General features: G+C 72.1%; 7 protein-coding genes. 6 read left to right on the top strand and 1 reads right to left on the bottom strand.

Annotated elements, in window-relative coordinates:
• Positions 1–98: 98 nt before the first annotated feature.
• From ABEB28_RS17440 to ABEB28_RS17420, 5 genes are read left to right on the top strand one after another with little or no spacing between them, the layout of a single operon-like run.
• The gene (locus tag ABEB28_RS17440; RefSeq protein ID WP_345729168.1) at positions 99–2,465 is read left to right on the top strand and encodes a metallophosphoesterase family protein; all 2,367 of its coding nucleotides are present in this window, start codon (positions 99–101) and stop codon (positions 2,463–2,465) included.
• Positions 2,462–5,986, top strand: coding sequence for a DUF6603 domain-containing protein (locus ABEB28_RS17435; protein ID WP_345729167.1), 3,525 nt, complete (start codon positions 2,462–2,464; stop codon positions 5,984–5,986). Before ABEB28_RS17440 ends, ABEB28_RS17435 begins: the two co-directional genes overlap by 4 nt.
• Positions 5,983–8,697 (top strand): hypothetical protein, encoded by a 2,715-nt coding sequence (locus ABEB28_RS17430; RefSeq protein WP_345729166.1) that lies wholly within the window; start codon positions 5,983–5,985, stop codon positions 8,695–8,697. The genes ABEB28_RS17435 and ABEB28_RS17430 overlap by 4 nt, the downstream gene beginning before the upstream one ends.
• Complete coding sequence (locus ABEB28_RS17425; RefSeq protein ID WP_345729165.1) at positions 8,694–13,958, top strand: hypothetical protein; 5,265 nt, start codon at positions 8,694–8,696, stop codon at positions 13,956–13,958. Before ABEB28_RS17430 ends, ABEB28_RS17425 begins: the two co-directional genes overlap by 4 nt.
• Positions 13,959–13,980: 22 nt before the next feature.
• Positions 13,981–15,735 (top strand): hypothetical protein, encoded by a 1,755-nt coding sequence (locus tag ABEB28_RS17420; RefSeq protein WP_345729164.1) that lies wholly within the window; start codon positions 13,981–13,983, stop codon positions 15,733–15,735.
• Positions 15,736–15,747: 12 nt separating this feature from the next.
• On the opposite strand, the gene ABEB28_RS17415 is transcribed toward ABEB28_RS17420, so the two are convergent.
• A complete protein-coding gene (locus ABEB28_RS17415; protein WP_345729163.1) occupies positions 15,748–16,794 on the bottom strand; it encodes a LacI family DNA-binding transcriptional regulator in 1,047 nt (348 codons plus the stop codon).
• Between the two features lie 201 nt (positions 16,795–16,995).
• On the opposite strand from ABEB28_RS17415, the gene ABEB28_RS17410 reads away from it, so the two are divergent.
• The gene (locus ABEB28_RS17410) at positions 16,996–18,318 is read left to right on the top strand and encodes an ABC transporter substrate-binding protein (protein WP_345729162.1); all 1,323 of its coding nucleotides are present in this window, start codon (positions 16,996–16,998) and stop codon (positions 18,316–18,318) included.
• The last annotated feature ends 92 nt before the right edge of the window (positions 18,319–18,410 follow it).

Genomic DNA, 18,410 nt, shown 5'->3' with positions numbered 1-18,410 from the left:
CGTCCGGGCACAGCCGCACAGCCAGTAATGCCGGCCTCCACTCGACCCTCGATCGGGCGTGTTCCCCGCGGGTGACGCGTCGCCCAGGCAGGGGTGCCATGGCGTTCACGTCGCTGCAGAGCCGCCTCGGTCAGCTCCCGCTGGTCCTGGCCGGCCCGATCCTGCGCCGCACCGACGCGCGGACCGTCACCGTGTGGGTCGCCCTTCGGGAGGCCCGCTCGGTCGCGGTGGAAGTGTTCGCCGACGGAGCCGGAGCCGTACCACTTCTCCGGGGCGAGCGAGCCACGGTGCGGCTGGGCGAACGCTTGCACGTCGTCGCGGTCACCGCCCGGTCGAGCCAGGCCGTGCTCGAGCCGGGGAAGATCTACCTCTACGACCTGGACTTCGGGAACAACCAGCGGCTGGCCTCGCCGAACGTCCTGTCCTCCACCGGTGGAGTCACCGCGATGGCCGCGGTCGCGTACGCGGGCTTCTCGAAGACCCTGCCGAGTTTCGCGCTCCCGCCGTCCTCGCTCGGACAGCTGCGCATCGTGCACGGGTCCTGCCGGAAGTCGCACGGCGGCGGGGCGGATGCGCTCACCGCCCTGCACACCATGCTGCTCGACAGCGTCACCGATCCGTTCGCACGCCCCCACCACCTGCTCCTCACCGGCGACCAGATCTACGCCGACGACGTGCCCGACGTGCTGCTCCACCTGATTCGCGACGCGCGAACGGCGCTGGGGCTGCCGGGCGAGGCGCTACCCGATATCGCACCCGACTCGCCGGAACTGGAGCCGGGGCATCGCGGCCTCTACGCCACCGATCAAGCCGGCATGACGGCGGTCGTCGGTATCGGGAGCTCGTCGGATTTCAAGGTCGCGAAGAGCCATCTGCTGACGTTCGCCGAGTACGCCCTGATGTACCTTTTCGCGTGGTCGCCCGTCCTGTGGCCGGCCGCCGGCGATCTGCCCGCCGTCGACCGCGTGCACCCGCCCGGGACGACCGTCGACGGCAAGGATCCACGCAAGTACTACGCGGAGGAACTAGCTGCTGTCACGCGCTTCCGCGCGGCGCTGGCCGACGTGCGGCACGGGCTCGCCAACGTCCCGACGTACATGATCTTCGACGATCACGACGTCAGCGACGACTGGTTCCTCAACCAGGCGTGGTCCCGGCGAGTGCTGACCAAACCGGCGGGCAGGCAGGTGGTGCAGAACGGGCTCCTGGCTTTCGCGCTGTTCCAGGCCTGGGGCAACACCCCGGAAGCATTCGAGAGCGGCTGGGGCGCCGGGCTGCTTGCCGTCGCCCCCAACTGGGCCGGCAGTACGCCGATCCTCGAGTCGACCCTCGAGAACAACCGGTTACGGCACCCGAGCGACTGGCCGACCTGGAACTTCCGCGTCACCGGGCCGGACGTCGAGGCGGGCGGGGTCACCGGGCCGCGTTACGAGCTCATCGTGCTCGACGCACGGACCTGGCGGTCCTTCCCGGGAGGCATGTCCGACCCACCCGCGTTGATCGAGGACGGACGGATGGCGCTGCAGTTCCCACCGCGGGAGCAGACGGTCGAGGTCTCGTTCGTCGTCGCTCCGGCGCCGGTGGTCGGGAACCCGCTTCCGGAGCTGATCCAGGAGAAGGTCGGCACCGGACCCTACGGAGCGTTCATCGGCGACCGGGAGACGTGGGAGCTGCACCGGGGCACGTTCGAGGCTCTGATCACCCGGCTCGCGGCCCGCGGCAGGCCCGGTGCCGACGGGCGTCGCAAAGCGCGCGTCGTCCTCCTCAGCGGCGACGTGCACTACGGGTTCACCACCCGCCTGCAGTACTGGGGCGACCGACCGTTCCGCGAACTGGCCCCGGCCGGGAGCGATCTCGTCGCGGCCCAGCTCACCGCGAGCGCGTGCAAGAACCAAGAGATCAAGACGTACGTCGTCCACGCAGCCGGGTACGGGGGCCTGCCCGAGTCCGGGAGCAAGCGGACGCTCGGCTGGCGCGCGCGACCGCAGGTCCGGACAGGACTGCCGAGCGTTCTCCCCGCCGCCTGGGTGAAGACTCGCTGGCAGCCGTGGCTACTCGCGGGCGAGCCGCCGGTGCTGGAGCTCGAGACGACGCCACCGCTGATCGACGTCACCCCGCCGCCCGACTGGGCCCACCGTCGTGACTACCTCGTCGCGGCGGGAGACCTGCCGACCGCGCTGGACTGGGCCGCCATTCTTCCCGTGGGAGTTCCCGGGAACCCCGACCCGGAACAGTTCCGTCGGGCCATCGGGAAGTTCCTCGGCCGACGCGCCGTCGGCGTCAACAACTTCGGAGAGGTCCGCCTGACCTGGGGGTCCGGCGAGGACAAGGCAGTCGTCCACACACTCTGGTGGCGCAGGAAGGGCGAATCCACGGTACCGATCGAACCTCTTCGCGTCTTCACGGTCTCGCTGTCGTTCAGCGATGCGAACTATCCCCGGCCGACGGCGGCGGGTGCACCGTGACCGCCGATGCACTCGGGGCGCTGCTGCGCGAACTCGAGCGTCTCGTTCAACCGCTCGACGACGCGGTGGAGAGCGAGGAGGCACGACGGCTGCTGCTGATCAGCCTCGGCTGGGATCTCGATGCGGTCGACGGTTACCCGATCCCGGAGCTGCTCACCGGACTCGGGCAGATCGGCGGGGCGCTCCGGGCGCTGACCACGCGCGGCGAACCGACCGGCCTGTCCGACGTCGTGGCTACGCTCGGCGACCTGGGTGAGGCGGCATCCGGGCTCCAGCGCCTCGCCGAGCTCGCCGACCAGGTGAGTGCCCTCGGGGCCGGCGAGGTCGCCGCCGCGCTCGGGCACCTCGGCGCCGAGCTCGGCGAACTCGTCGTCTTCGTCTACCTCGCCCGGTACCGGCCGACCGCCTTGCAGGTGGCGCGGCTGCTCACCCTGGCCGTGACGCCGGATGACGTGCCACTCGACGAGCGCACCGAAGTCCTCGTCGACGACGCCTCCGGGCTCGTCCGGCGCTATCCGGTCGCGCGGCCGAGGCTGCGATTGGACCGGCTCCCCGACCTGGTGCGCGATCCGGCCGGGCTGCTGAAGGCCGAGTACCCGCTGCACGACATGGCCGACGACGCGGCAGCGCGGGAACTGGCCGCCCACCTGTTCGGACGGCTCGGACCGCTGCTGGCCGGGCTCGGCGTCGACGTCACCGTGGGCGCGCCGCTGGACCCCGGCGACGGCGCCACACCCGCCGCGGCGAGCCTGGTCGCCCGCTCCCTCATCCTGCGGTTCCCGGCCGACGCTCCGGCAGACGCGTCGGCGCTCGAGCTGACCCTGGCGCTCGTCCCGGCGTCGGACGGTGGACCCGCGGTCACCGCCGCGCTGGCCGGTACGGTCGCATTCACCTGGGAGGGCGGCGCCTGGCGAGTCGGGATTTCGGTGACCGGCACCGTGACGGGCTTCGGCGTCGGCCCGAACGGGGTGACGCTGCCGGACGGCGTCGAGGACGCCGACGTCCGGGCTACGGTCACCGCGGAGCGCGTCGGTGTCGACCCGAACGCACCGGCACTGCGGATCGGCGGCGCGGAAGGCACCCGGCTCGAGCTCGGCCGCATCGGCCTGCGTGCCGACGTGGGGCTGACCAGCGAGCACCAGGAGTACGGGCTCGCGCTCGAGATCGGGACCGCCGCGATGGTGATCGCGGCGGGGGACGGAGACGGCTTCCTGCAAAAGATTCTCCCCGCCGAGGGGATCCGCGCTCCGTTCGATCTGGCCCTCGGCTGGTCCAACACCCGCGGTCTGCACTTCCGCGCGGGAACGCCGAGCGGTGGCGGCGGCGCGCCGGGCCTGTCGACGACGATCGACGTCCCGCTCGACCTGGGGTTCCTCAAGATCCCCTCGGTCTACCTGGCGGTCGAGCCGACCGACGGGGAGGTCGCCGCGACCGTCGCGCTGAACGTCGAGGCCAAGCTGGGACCGTTCTCCGCGTCGGCTGAGCGGCTCGGGCTGCGCCTCGTGCTCACGTTCCCGGAGGACGGCGGCAACCTCGGGCCGGTCGATCTCGCCGTCGAGTTCCAGCCGCCGATCGGCGTCGGACTGGCGATCGACAGCAGCGTCGTCACCGGGGGCGGCTACCTGTTCATCGACCGGGTCAACCGGCAGTACGCCGGAGCCCTGGAACTGCAGTTCGCCGGCATCGCGCTGAAGGCCGTCGGGCTGCTCGCCACCCGGATGCCCGACGGTTCCGACGGGTTCTCGCTGTTCGTGTTGATCTCGGCGGAGTTCACGCCGATCCAGCTCGGCTTCGGCTTCACGCTGAGCGGCGTGGGCGGGTTCCTCGGCGTGAACCGCCGCATCGCCATCGACGCGATCCGCGACGGGCTGCGCACCGGTGGACTCGACTCGGTGTTGTTCCCCCAGAATCTCGCCGCGAACGCCCGCCGCGTGGTCAGCGATCTCGGGCGATTCTTCCCGATCGCACCGGGCCAGTTCCTGCTGGGTCCGATGGTGAAGCTGAACTGGGGCTCGCCACCGCTGATCACGGCCGTGCTCGGCGTGATGGTGGAGCTGCCGAACCCGGTACGCGTCGTCCTGCTGGGCAGGTTGACGATGGCTCTGCCGAAACCGGAGTCGCCGGTCGTCGACCTCAAGATCGACGTGCTCGGGACGCTCGATTTCGCCGCTCGGGAGCTGGCCATCGACGCCGTGCTCCGCGACTCCCGGATCGCGGCGTTCACCGTCGCCGGCGAGATGGCGATCCGGGTCAACTTCGGTGCCCGGCCCGAGTTGATCATCGCCGTGGGCGGCTTCAACCCCCGCTTCGCCCCGCCCGCCGGCTTCCCACGCCTGCGGCGGATGACGATCGCCCTGGCCAGCGGTGACAATCCCCGGCTCCGGCTGGAGACCTACCTGGCCCTCACGCCGAACACTGCGCAGATGGGCGCCCGCCTGGATCTGTTCGTGGGCGTCGGCCCGTTCAGCATCGAGGCCAACTTCGGCTTCGACGCGCTGCTGCAGTTCGTGCCGTTCGCGTTCCTCGTCGACGTGCACGCCGGAGTGGCGTTGAAGTGGGGCGGCTCGCCCCTGTTCGCGATCCGGCTGGAGGGCACGCTCAGCGGACCGGCGCCGACGCGGATCGTCGGCGCAGCGACGTTCGACTTCTTCGGCTCCCACACGATCCAGGTCGACCACACGTTCGGCCTACCCGAGCCGCCGGTTCCGCCGGAGGTCGTGGACGTCGGGGATCGGCTGCGGAAGGCACTCGGCGACCGGACGAACTGGCGCGGCCAGCTCCCGCCGGACGGCACCACGATGGTGAGTCTCCGCGCCGGCGACCCGGACACCGACGACCCGGACACCGACGAACCGCTGCTGCTCCATCCGTTGGGCACGATCGCGGTACAGCAGCGCGTCGTACCGCTGGAGCTGGAGATCACCCGCTACGGCAGCGCCCAGCTCGCGGGGGAGGAGCGGTTCTTCGCGATCGGCGCTGTCCGAGTCGGGAGTGAGAGTCCGAAGCTCGCGACCGTCCGCGAGCCGGTCGCGCTCGGCCAGTACCAGGATCTCTCCGATCCGCTCACCGCCCCGTCGTTCCAGCAGCTACCGGTGGGCAAACGAGTAGAGCCCGCCCGGTACGGCCTGCCGCCGACCGGTTCCGGGGCCCTCACGATCGACCTGGGCTACGAGGACCGCGTCTACGACCGTGCTTCGCCCGACAGCGACGACCTCGTCGTGGCCTCCCGGAGCACGCGCGACCTCACGGACGAACGCGCGACCGGACTCGCGGCCGGCGGGGCGGCGGGCCGCACGGAGCTGCGCCGCCTCGGTGGGAGACCGCTGGACGTCAGCCTGCAGGAGTCGGCGTGGGTCGTCGCCGTCACCGGCGAGCGTGTCCCGGCCACGCCGTTCACCGCGGAGTTCGACTCCGGCGTCGGGTACGGCCAGGCGGCCGGGCTTCTGCGGCGGCTGCGGATCGAGCAGCCGGGCCTCGCTCGCGGGCTGCGCCTGACACCCGCGCACGAGGTGACGCCGTGACCACCGCACGTTCGACGCTGCTCTCGTGGGTCCGCGAAGGAACCGCCGTGGGCATCGAGGCCCGCGACGGGCAGGACGGACTGACCAACCGCGTCGAGCTGACCCTCACCGCCGAGGTGAACGGTGTGCCGGCTCCGGACGTCCGGGCGCATCTCCTCGGCCCGGGTGACGTCGTCGGCCTCGATCCCCGGCTGGTCGTGCGGACCGATCCGCCGCACCTCGGCGTCGACTACGAGCCGAACAACTTCCCGAGCATCGAGTTCGACCCGCCGGCGTTGCCGTGGCTGTTCACTCCGGCCAGCGCCGACGACAACGGTCGGCTGCGCCCGTGGATCAGTCTGGTCGTCGTTCCGCAGCAGGGTGCCACGGTGACCGCGGATCCGCAGCAGCCCACGCCGGTCCTGCGTGTTCCCGGCGCCGAGCTGCCGAACCCCCGCGAGGCCTGGGCCTGGGCGCACACCGAGGTCACCGGGGTTCCGGCGATGCCGGACGCGTTGACGACCATCCTGAGCGACGCGCCCGAGCGCACGGTCTCCCGCCTGATCTGCCCGCGGCGGCTCCGTCCGTACACGGCGTACCTCGCCTGCGTCGTGCCCACGTTCCTGGCCGGGCGTCTGGCCGGTCTCGGCGAACCCGTGGAGAACCGCGGACCCCTGCTGCCCGCGTGGGAGCCGACCGATGCCGAGGTCGCTCTCCCGGTGTACTACTCGTGGCAGTTCTCCACCGGTGAGCAGGAAGACTTCGAGTCGCTCGTCAGTCGGCTCACCGGACGGCGGGGGATACCGGGCGTCGGCACGCGGGTGCTCGACCTCGGCGGCCTCGGTCATGAACTGGCCGGGCTCGACCTGGGACCGGACGAACGCCGGCTCGGCTTCGAAGGAGCGCTCCGGGTCCCGGAAGCCGATCGCGCCGAGGAAGCGGATCCCGACGTCGCCGTCGATCTGCGGGCGCGTCTCGCGCAGCTGGTCAACGCCGGAGCCGCGGACGGGACCCCACGGCTCACCCCACCGTTGTACGGCGGCATCCAGACGACGGCGACCGGGGTCGATCCCGACGCGCCCGGGTGGTTGGCGGAGCTCAACCTGGACCCGCGGTTCCGCGCGGCTGCCGGACTCGGCAGCCGCGCGGTGGCCGATCGTCAGGAAGAGTTGATGGCTGCGGCCTGGACCCGTGCCGGAGACCTCCCCGCGGTCAACAGGCTGCACGCTCGCGCGCAGCTCGCCCGCAGCGCCGCGGAGTCGCTGCTCGCCCGACATCTGGGACCGCTCCCCGCCGACGCGCTGCTCCGCATCACGGCGTCCGTTCAGGCCGGTGTCGACTTCGGATCCTCCACGGTCACCGGAGACCTACGGACCGCTGGACTACCGCTGGCGCTGCTCTCGGTGCCCGCTCGTCGGCTGCTGCGCCCGCGCGGACCGCTGCTGCGGCGCGCTGGACTCACCGGGACGCCCGACGGCGAGCGCCTGCTGCGGATCAACCGCGCGCCGGACGCGCCGTCGGACGCGCCCCCGGTGATGAACACGCTGGACACGTCGATGCTCGATCTGACGTCGACGGCCACGGACTCCGCCGCGGCCTCCTTCCGGACAGCGACGACCCGGGTGCTCGACCCGCTGACCGCACTGGCGCCGGTACCCGTCCCGACGATTCCGGATCTCGCACTGCCCCAGCTGCGGGCGGCACTGCTCCTCGGCCTCGCCCCGCGGAACACGGTCGGCCGTCGGGTGCGGGCGCGGGTGCGGCTTCCCGCCGGACATCAACCGGCGGGCGACGACCTCGCGCCGGCACTCGCGCCGCCCACGTTCACCGACGCGATATACGAGGCGCTGAAGCGGATCAGCGACGACCTGCTGCTGCCCGGCGCCGAGCGGATTCCCTCGAACACCGTCCTGCTCCTGGAGACCAACCCCCGTTTCGTCGAGGCGTTCATGGTGGGTCTGAACCACGAGTTCGCCCGCGAGCTTCGCTGGCGCGGCTACCCGACCGACCTGCGCGCCACCTACTTCCGGCACTTCTGGGACGTTCGCGGTACCGGTCGGGCAGCGGTCGACGGGGACATCCTGCCGATCGACGAGGAGAACTGGCCCGCAGGCTCCGCACTCGGCAGCCACCTGACCGCGCAGCACGCCGCCGACCAGCTGGTGATGGTGCTCCGGAGCGATCTTCTTCGCCGCTATCCGCGGACGATGGTCCGTGCCGTCCTCGCCGCGCGCGAGGCCGGAGCCGCGCAACGCACGCTCGCCGACGACTCGATCGCCGCGAACGTGAAGGAGCCGGTGTTCGCCGGCAGCATCGGTACCGACCTCAGCTTCTTCGGCTTCGACCTGGACGAAGAGGAGGCCCGAAGCGGCGGGGGCCCGGGCGAGGGCTGGTTCGTGGTACTCGAGCAGCCTCCGACCGAGTCCCGCTTCGGTCTCGATCAGCCGGACGAAACGCTGCCCGAGGCGGAGTGGGTCGGCGGCCGGCCCGGACGCGGGGCCGACCTCAGCTGGGGCCACCTCGCCGACTCGCGCGCGGAGTACGACCAGTTGACCTACGCGCCCGCCGTCGTCGATCGCCTCGCGGACCTGCCGATGCCGGACCGCGCCGGAGCACGGTGGGGAGCGGGGTCGGCGGATCTGGCGGTTCTGACCAGGCAGCTTCCCGTGCGGATCGCCCTGCACGCGGACCTGCTGCTGCCGCCGCGCCGAGCCGAGGAGCCGCGGCAGTGATCGGGGTCGACGAACTACTCGCGTGGGCGGGCGTGCAGGCCGATCTCGCCGCGACGGCGGCTGCCGGGCAGTTCCCGGACAACCTGACGCGGTTGCGAGCCCTGGAGTGGGCGGTGCGCACCGAGCAGTGGCGCGTGGATCTCGGCGCGCTCGCCGGGGCGCTGCGCCGCGTTCCCGCCGATCCGGGTGTCCTCCGGGCCGGGGATCGCGCGCTGGCCGACATCTCCGACCAAGCCGGTCAGGGCAGGGTCGAGTGGGAGCCGCGGACGGGCCTCCAGCTCGACCGGATCCGGGCGGCGATCGCGGTGCTCCTCAGCGGGGACGCCCCGGGGGGCTGGCCGGTCGCGCTGTTCCCGGTGCGGCTCGAGGTGTGCCTCAGCGACGGTCCCGACGGTAGCGAGCTCGTGCTGCGCGTCTTCACCGATGAGGTTCAGCAGTACGCGTTCGAAGCCGAGCTGACGTCCGACGAAGCCGAGTGGGGAGCCAACTATTGGGCCCAGCGCGGAGCCGAGGGCGGAACCCCCGCCGACCGCGCTGCCTGGCGTCAGCTCGCCGAGCGGTACGGACCGCGGCGAGCGGCCTGGATCGCTCGGCAGTCCGCCCCCGGTGCGCGCGGCGCCGGAACTCGCACGCATACCTGGAACCGAGCTGACGAGGCGCGTCTGTTGCCGGACCGCTGGGTCGTGTTCGGATACCGGGGCGGCGAGCGGGTGCTGGTGGCCGCGGGCGCCCCGATCCGCACTCCACTGCAGACCGGGCCGTCGCCGAACGCGGACCAGCCGGGTGGTCCCGCCGTCGACGAGGGGATCCGCTGGCTGGTCGAGATCGACGAGGCGGTCGCGGCGGGTATGGCGGTGCGCGTACCGCTCGACCCGGACGCGGCGGGCGGGCTCGATCGGCTGCTGGTCCTCGGAGTGCGCACCGGGGAAGGGCCGGACATCGGCGCCACCGCGCTGGCGGAGGTGCTCGACGGTCACCACTACACCGACGGGTTGGCGTTGGTTCCGCGCGGGACCCCGACGAACAATACGGTCGAGGGCGGTTCGGGATGGTCGGCGAAGCCGTCGGCCGAGAGCACGTTCTCCGCCGAGCGCGGCGCACCGTTGTGCGCGAGCGGCGACGGCTCCGACGGTGATCGGCTCGCGGTGGCACTCGGGCTGGACAGCGGCGTCTTCGCCCACGTCGCCGGTGCGGACGGGCGGCAGGAAACCGACGCCCTCGCGATGAACACCGCACTGTGGCCGGCCACTTGGGGATACTACCTCCGCCAGCTGATGGCACCGACGCTGAGCGATACGGCGATCGCACACGGACGTCGTCACTTCACGGACTGGGTGCGGGCCGGCGGTCCGCTTCCGACCGTCCGGATCGGCCGTCAGCCGTACGGCGTGCTGCCGGTGACCAGCCTGGACCGGTTCGTCCCGGACGACGGCGCCCCGATCGACGCCGCCGTCACCGGCTTCCTCCGACGCGTGCGCGAGCTGTGGCGCGCGGCCGCGGCGACCACCCCACGGGTCCGCCCGGAGGGAACGAGCAGCGACGAGTTCCTCCGCATGCTCCAGCAGGAGCCGGTGTCGGCGAACTACACATGCCGGGCCGTCTTCGGTACCGAGTGGGTCCGCAACGCCCTGTCGTTCATGGGCATGCCCCGCGCCGAGATCCTCGACCTGCTGGCGCGCCAGCGCGCACTGATCACCGAGGCGCTCGCCGGAGTGGGCAAGCCCGACTGGCAGCCACGGATCGCCGGCGCGTTCTTCCTCCCACCCGACCGGTCGTGGGCGCTCGCACCACCCGTGGTGCAGCCGGGGAACGGGTCGGCCCCGGTCTGGTTCGCCGAATTGCGGGGCACCGACCCGATCGCGCTCGCTGCGCGCGCGCTCGATCCGGACACCAACTCGCTGCTGTTCCTGTTGCTCCGGCACGCGCTCCTCCGGCAGTACCTGGCGGCCGGTGACGCGCTGCTGATCGAACACGGCCTGCTCGCGCCGGACGCCACCGACGAGACCGAGCTGGTCGGTCTGGCCGGTGGGGGCCCGCTGCCGCGGGAGCGACTCGCGACCGCCGTTCCCGCGGTCACCGGCGCGACTCCGCTGGGCACCTGGCTCCAGCAGCAGCACGTCGCCACCCCGGCAGACGACCTGCGCTCACTCGCGGCGCTGGACGCGCCGCGGCGACCCTCGGCCACGCCGTCGCAGGCACTGGCCGAGGTCCGCGACGGCCTCGTGCACCTCGAGTCGTGCGCGCCGGCCACCCTCGACCGGTTGCTGCGCGAGACCCTCGATCTCTCCGCTCACCGGCTAGACGCCTGGATCACGTCGTTCGCGACCAAACGGCTCGCCACGCTGCGGGCTTCGTCGCCCGAACGCTCCCGCGGTGTGCTGGTCGGCGGGTGGGGAGTGCTCACCGGGCTTTCGCCGGCGCCCACGCGTCGCCCGGTGACGGTGCCGCAGGAGGTGGCGGAGGGCGACGTCAGCGAGGCGGTCGACAACCACGGCTACGTGCACGCGCCGTCGATCCCGCAGGCCGCTGCCGCCGCCGTGCTCCGCAACGGTCACCTGAGCCACCCCGGTGACGCGTTCACCTTCGATCTCTCGTCGGCGCGGGTACGGCTCGCCCACGGCTTGCTCGAGGGCTCGCGGCAGGGACAGACACTGGGAACGTTGCTGGGTTACCGCTTCGAACGGGCGCTGCACGACGCCCGGCTGGACCGCTGGATCGACCCGTTCCGGCGGCTCGCCCCGACGGCGGTCACCGTCGCGGCCGACCCGCCGCTCGCCGCCGGGATCGTCGTCGACGGGTTGAAGCTGGTGGAGCTGCACACCGGTGCCGGGATCCCGTTCGGTACCGGTGACCTGCCGCCGTCCGGCGGGCCGGATGCCGAGAAGATCCTCGCAGTACTCGCGGAGCTGGCCGACGTCCTGGACGCGACCAGCGACCTCCTGGTCGCGGAGAGCGTCTACCAGGCCGTACAGGGCAATCCCACCAGGTCCGCGGCCGCGCTGCAGGCGGCGGCAACCGGTGACGAGGCGGCCCCGGAGCCCGAGTTCTCCCGCACACCGCGCACCGGCGTCGGCATCACCCACCGCGTCGTCCTGCTGTTCGGCGGCGCGCCCCCGACCTTCCCGCACTGGCCGACCGGCGCCCGACAGGTTCGTGCTCACGCGGAGCCGCAGCTCAACGCCTGGGCGGGTGCGCTGCTCGGGGATCCGGCGCGGATCACCTGCCGGGCCCGGACAGTCGGCAGCGACGGGCAGTCCACCGAGCGCCGGGTGGGCCTGGACGAACTGCAGTTGTCCCCGCTCGACTTCGTGCACGTCGCCGGGCGCCCGGCAGAGCTCGAGGAGCGGTTGCGCTGGCTGGTCGGGCGGGGCGCGCCACCCGGCGCGGTCGTCGAGCTGATCGTCGGCCCCGAGGGATCCGGTGCGGACGAGCTCAGCATCGCCGAGGCGCTGGAGGTCGCTCGTACCGCCGGCGTGCTGATCGCGTCCGCCAGGGCGCTCGACGACCGGGACCTCGCACCGTCTGGCGAACGCGTCGAGTCCGGCACGGACCCGGAGGACCTGGCCGATCGAGCCGAGTTCGTCGTCGGCGTCCTCGACGAGATCCGCGCGGTCCTGGCGGCGAACCTGAACGGCGACGGAACGGTCAGCGACGCCGAGGCCGTCCGGTCCACGCTGCTGGACGCCGCCGGGTTCGACGACCCGGACGCCGTTCCGCGCCTGGACGGCCCGGACGGCCCGGACGGCCCGGATGGCCCGGACGGCCCGGACGGCCCGGGCGGCCCGCAGGCAGCGGCGGCCCTCGGCAGGCAGGCCGGCCTGGTCGCCGCCGAGATGTCGCGCCGGGCCCGCATCGCGACGGAACTGGCCGACGCCCTCACCGCGCCCGGCCGCACCGCACCACCCACGTCCGACGAGCGGGCAGCCGCGCACCTCGGTCGGTTGCACGCGCTCCTCGGAGCCGAGTTCCGCGTCCTTCCCCGCTTCGTCCTCGCCGAGCCCCATCGGCTCGCCGAGGCGTTCGCCACCACCGATGCGACCGGCGAGGACCCGGCCGACCATCCGCTCACCTGGTTCGCCCGGGTGGGCCGGGTCCGCCCGGCGCTCGCGGTCTTCGACGAGGTCGCGGCCTACGGCGAGGCCCTGGGGACCCGTCCGCCGCTGGCGCTCCGAGTCGGACAGTTGCCGGTACCGGGCGGCCGTTGGGCGGGTCGTGCTCTCGACGGAGCGTTGCGGCCACCGGGCGGGCGGCTCTCGCTGGTCCACTGTGCGGAGGCCCTGCCCGCGCTGACCGGCCCGCTCTGCGGCCTCCTCGTCGACGACTGGGTCGAGGTGGTGCCCAGCCCTCGGGAGACGACCGCGATCACGTTCCACTTCGACACGCCCGCCTCCGAGCCGCCACAGTCCGTCCTTCTCGCGGTTCCACCCGACCCGCGTGCCGAGACCTGGGACCTCGCCACGCTGGAGGCGGTCGTCGACGAGACCGTGGACCTGGTCCGGCTGCGCCTCGTCGAGCCCGGCACCGTGGGCTCGGCCGAGCAGTTCCTGCCCACGGTGTGGCTGGCCAACAACGCCGACGGCGACACGATCACGGTTCCCGCCGACGCGCTGGGCTCCCTCCCGGAAGGCTTCGGCGTCCCGCAGGTGGCCGGGGTACCGCGGGTGACCGCCCTGGATCGCGCCCAGGCCGAGCAGGGCGAAGGCCCGTTCGACGTGGTGGTCACCGGCGAGCGCTTCCTGTCCGAGATCGGCCTGGCGGTCACCGGGGGCGGCGTCCGCACCGAGGTCCTCGGCGTCGCCGGGCCGACCAGGGTCCGGCTGCGGGTCACGGTCGAGCCGGATGCGGTCCCCGGGCCGCGTGGGGTTCGCGTGGAGACGATCGGCGGTGCCACCGAGACGCCCGGGCTGTTCACCGTGGTGCACCGTCCCGTGATCTCCGGTGTCCGTCCGACACAGATCCGGCGCACGCGAACCGACCAGACGGTGTCGGTCACGATCACCGGACAGCGTCTCGCCACTGCACAGTCGGTCAGGTTCAGCTTCGGCGGGCAGCGGTTCGCGGTGCAGAGTTCGGACACCGAGCTGGTCGTCAACCTCCCGCTCGCCGGTCACCAGCCACCGGCGTTTCCTCCCGGCGTCTGGATCGACGTGCGCGAGGAGGTCCCGCTGGGAGTGATCGTGACGCTCGCCGACGGTCGAGAGCTGGACAGCGGTCCGATCGGGACGTTCATCGAGCTCGATTTCCGGGAGCGGTTCGGGTGAGCGGGCGGGGGAGGGACCCACGATGGCGTCGGTGACCGGCTGGACACGACTCGAGCCACACGTGGTCGACCGCGAGTTGACCGGGGCGCTCCAGGCCCGCATCGCCGATCCGCTCTGGCTGGTCGCCCGCCAGTACGCGATCGGTGCGCTGCACGGCGAGACCGGTGCGGCGACACCGGTCTGGGTGCAGGTACGCGGCGAGGCCGGACGTCTGACCCGGTTCCTTCCGTCGAGGCCGGACGGATCCCCCGGCGTGCTCTACGACAGCGCGACCGTGCCGCTGGAGGAGCTGGTGGAGGCCGAGCGGTTACCGGTCGACGCCGAACACCGCCGGGTCCGGCTCGCACCGCTCGCCGGTCTCCAGTTCCTGCGCTTCCTCGCGGACGCCGGGCAGAGCGCGTACCGGAACGCCTATCGGGAGCGCTATCGCTCGCTCGACTCCGCCGACTCGCCGTTCGGATCGGTCCTCGGCCGTCGGGCGCCCGACGGCGTGAGGCTCCACGACGAGCTCCGGCAGGCCTTCGACGCAGCCGGAGGCGCAGTGGGAGGCGCAGCGGCCTGGCTGCCGAACGAGCCCTCGATCGCCGGGCCGGACGTCCCGGCGGTCACCGCGGCGGCCGCGCGATTCCTGGCCTGGTACGAGGTGCTGATCGGCCGGATGCCGGAGGGCGAGCCGGCGTGGCGTCCCGAGCGGCTGGAGTACTCGTTCGCGGTCTCCGCCCGCCTGTCGGATCGCGAGAAGGTTCTCACCGCCGGCGAGTACGCCGAGGGGAACCTGGACTGGTACGCGTTCGACCTGGATCCGGACGCGGAGCTGGGGGCATCGAGCCTGGACCCGGGTGGCGAGCTCGCCACCCTCAGCCACGCCGGACCGCCGGTGCCGCTCTCCTACCGCGGCATGCCGTCGGCGCGTTTCTGGGAGTTCGAAGACGCCGAAGTGGACTTCGGGGAAGTCACCGCGGCCACCGACGATCTGGCGACGCTCATGCTCGTCGAGTTCGCCATCACGCACGGCAACGACTTCTATCTCGTTCCGGTCGAGGTCGATGTCGGCTCGCTCTGCCGGATCAACTGGCTCGTCGTGACCGACTGCTTCGGGCGGCAGACGCTGGTTCGCTCCAGCGCGGAGCGCGACGAGGCGGACGGCCGGTTCCGGCTGTTCGAACTCACCGTGCCCGGGTCGACACGGCAGAGCGTGCTGTTCGTCCCGCCCGCGCTCGGACCCAGCGCAGAGTCGTCGCCGCTGGAGCACGTCGTGGTGTTCCGCGACGAGGCCGCGAACCTGGCTTGGGCCGTCGAACGGATCGCAGGCGGGCCCGCCGGGACACCCTCTGACCGCGCCGAGGCCTATCAGGAACGCCGTCGCCGCGAGGAAGCCGCCACGCAGACGGCGCCGCAGCCGGCGACCGGTGCCGTGCCCGACTTGAGCTACCGGCTCCGAACCGACCTTCCCGACCACTGGTACCCCTTGCTCGCCGCTCCGGCCGGGGCCGGAGCGAGGCAGCTGGTGCTCGGGACCGTGCCGAGGGCGGACGGCAGTCCGGGACCACCGCCCTGGGGGCGGGTGCTGAGCGAGCTCACTGACGTCGCGGTGCCCGAAGAGGAGGTTCCGCGGAGCGGCGTCGAGGTCACGCGGGCCTGGCAGTACGCCCGCTGGACGGACGGCGGGCACCGGCTCTGGGTGGGCCGACGTAAACGCCCGGGATGCGGGGAGGGCGTGAGCGGGCTCCTGTTCGACGTCGCCGTACCGCGCTCGGGCGCCGCGGGGCCGCAGTGACCCGGCTGCGGATCACGTCGTCGGCGGATCCGCCCGGCGGGCCGTCCGCGAACCGCGGCGGGCATGGGTGCTGGACTCCCGCACCACCAGCTCCGGCTGGAACACCACCTGTCGGTGGCGGTGACGCTCCGCGAAGTCGATCGAGTCGAAGAGCAGATCCGCGGCCACCTGCCCGAGCTCTTCCCGGGGCTGCTGCACGGTCGTGAGGGGAACCGCGGCGCCCGCGGCGTAGTCGATGTCGTCGTACCCGACGATCGCGACGTCCTGCGGCACCCGCAGCCCTTCGCGCGTCACGGCTTGGAGCAATCCCAGGGCGAGCAGATCGTTCGCGCAGAACGCCGCGGTGGGCCGGGTACGGCTCGCGCGCCGGGCGATCGCGGCCCCCGCGGCCCGACCGGCGGCGACGGTCAGGCCGGGAGTCTCGATCACCTCCACCGCGGTCCCGGTCTCGTCCGCCACCTCGCGGGCGCCCGCGAGGCGGTCGGTCACCTGCGGCACCACCAGCGGGCCGCCGACGAAGGCCAGCCGTCGATGTCCTTGCTCGACGAGGTGCTCGGCGGCGAGGCGACCTCCCCAGACGTCGTCGACGGCGACCGAGCAGACGTCGCGGCGAGCGGAGTGCCGATCGACGAGGACCACGGGTGTGCCCCGGCGCAGCAGCTCGTCGAGGTGCCTGCTCTGCTGGTCGACCGGTGTCACGAGGACGCCCTGTACCCGACGTTCCTCGAGCTGCCCGAAGTAGCGCAGCTCGCGCTCGGGCGAGGCGCCGGTGTTGTAGAGGATCACGACCACGTCGTGCCGGTCGGCCACCGCCTCCGCGCCGCGAGCCACGTCGGCGAAGAACGGGTTGGTCACGTCCGGCACGACCAAGCCGACGGTGCGGCTGCGACCGGCGCTCAGCGCGCGGGCGGCCTCGTGCGGAACGAAACCGAGCTCGGCGATCGCGGCGCGGACGCGCTTCAGGGTGGCCGGCGCGACCGCTTCGGGCCGGTTGAGCACGTTGCTCACGGTGCCGGCCGAGACTCCGGCGTGCGCAGCCACGTCCTCGATCCTCGCCACGCGCTGAGCGTACGTGAGTAGTGATGTCGCGAGCCGCACGCTCGGCCGCCACCCTTGATTGAACCGTTATAAACGCCTTCCCGCAGGGGAGAGTGCGTATCCGGCAGGTTAATGCGCGGTATCAGCTTCACCTTCTTGACGCGTACGCGCAGCGCCCGCACTATTTAGACGCTTCAACTAACCCCCAGTCAAGGAGGACCTGTGGCACGTGCATTCCGGTGGGCCGGACATCGGCCCGCGTACACGGCAGCGGTTGGCGCCGCGGCTCTCGTGCTCTCCGTCGCGGCCTGTGGCGGCGACGGTGGCGGGAACTCCGGGGGGTCGGCCAAGAACTTCACGTTCCTGGCCATCAACGAGAACACCACGATCCCGACGACGCTGACGACGCTGAGCAAGTCCGCGTGTGCGGACGAGAACAAGACCCAGCCGTTAGTGATCAAGAAGCAGGCGCAGGGCAGCCTCGACCAGCAGTTGCAGCTGCTGGCCGGTCAGGGCGCGCTGCCGCAGGCGTTCATCGCCGCGAACGCTCCGGCGCTGACCCAGCAGCTCTTCGACAACGGCTCGGTGCTCGACCTGGGCAATGCGGTCAAGTCCGCCGGGCTGGAGGAGAACATCCTGCCGGCCGCCGGTTCGACCATCGAGGCGCTCTACGACGGCAAGCAGCTCGTGCTGCCGTCGGAGCTGAACATCGAAGGCATTTGGTACAACAAGAAGCTGCTCCAGGACAACGGCATCGCAGTGCCGACGACGTGGGAGCAGCTCGTCGCGGCGTTCGCGAAGCTGCAGGCCGCGGGCGTGCAGCCGATCTCGAACGCCGGCAAGGGCGGCGACGGCTGGGGCGTCACCCGGTGGGTCGGCAACTACATCGTGCGCGAGCAGGGTCCGGACGCGCTGAAGAAGGTCGCCGACGGGGACGCGAAGCTGACCGACGCGGCGTACGCCAAGGGCGCGCAGGCCATCTCGGATCTCGGCAAGAAGGGCTATTTCGGCAAGTCGCCGACGTCGATCGACTACGCCACGGCGCTCAACACGTTCGCCACCGGCAAGGCGGCGTTCATCTACATGGGCTCCTGGGCGCTGTCGGCCTTCAACGACCCGAAGCAGACCACCATCGGTGCCGAGAACATCGGCTTCCTGAAGTTCCCGACCGTCTCCGGGGGCACCGGGACGGCCGACCAGGTGTCGGCCAACGTCGGTACGGCGATCGCGATCTCCAAGAAGGCCTACGACGGCGACAAGAACACGCAGGCCTGGGTCGAGTGCATCGTCGAGAACTACGGCAACGTCGCGCTGCGCGACTCCAGCCAGATCACCGGCTTCAAGACCGACGGCAGCGTCGAGGTGCCTGCGCTGACCAAGCAGATCCAGGACGAGATCAGCAACATCCAGGACAGCGTGCTGTGGTTCGAGGCCTACTTCCCGGCCAAAGCCACCACGGTCAGCCAGAACAGCGGCGGTCAGCTCGGTAGCGGCCAGCTCTCCGGAGAGAAGTTCATGCAGACGGTCAGCGCGAACCTGAGCTGACCACCGCCCGGCAGTGGCTCCCTCCGTCGACGTACCGAGGGGCCGCTGCCGGGTCGAGAAGTACTCGCAGGACGCTCAGAGCTGAGAGGACA

Source organism: Cryptosporangium minutisporangium, from assembly GCF_039536245.1.
Lineage (GTDB): Bacteria > Actinomycetota > Actinomycetes > Mycobacteriales > Cryptosporangiaceae > Cryptosporangium > Cryptosporangium minutisporangium.
The sequence above is the reverse complement of the archived record's forward strand: the minus strand, read 5'-3'. Positions and strand labels throughout refer to the sequence as shown.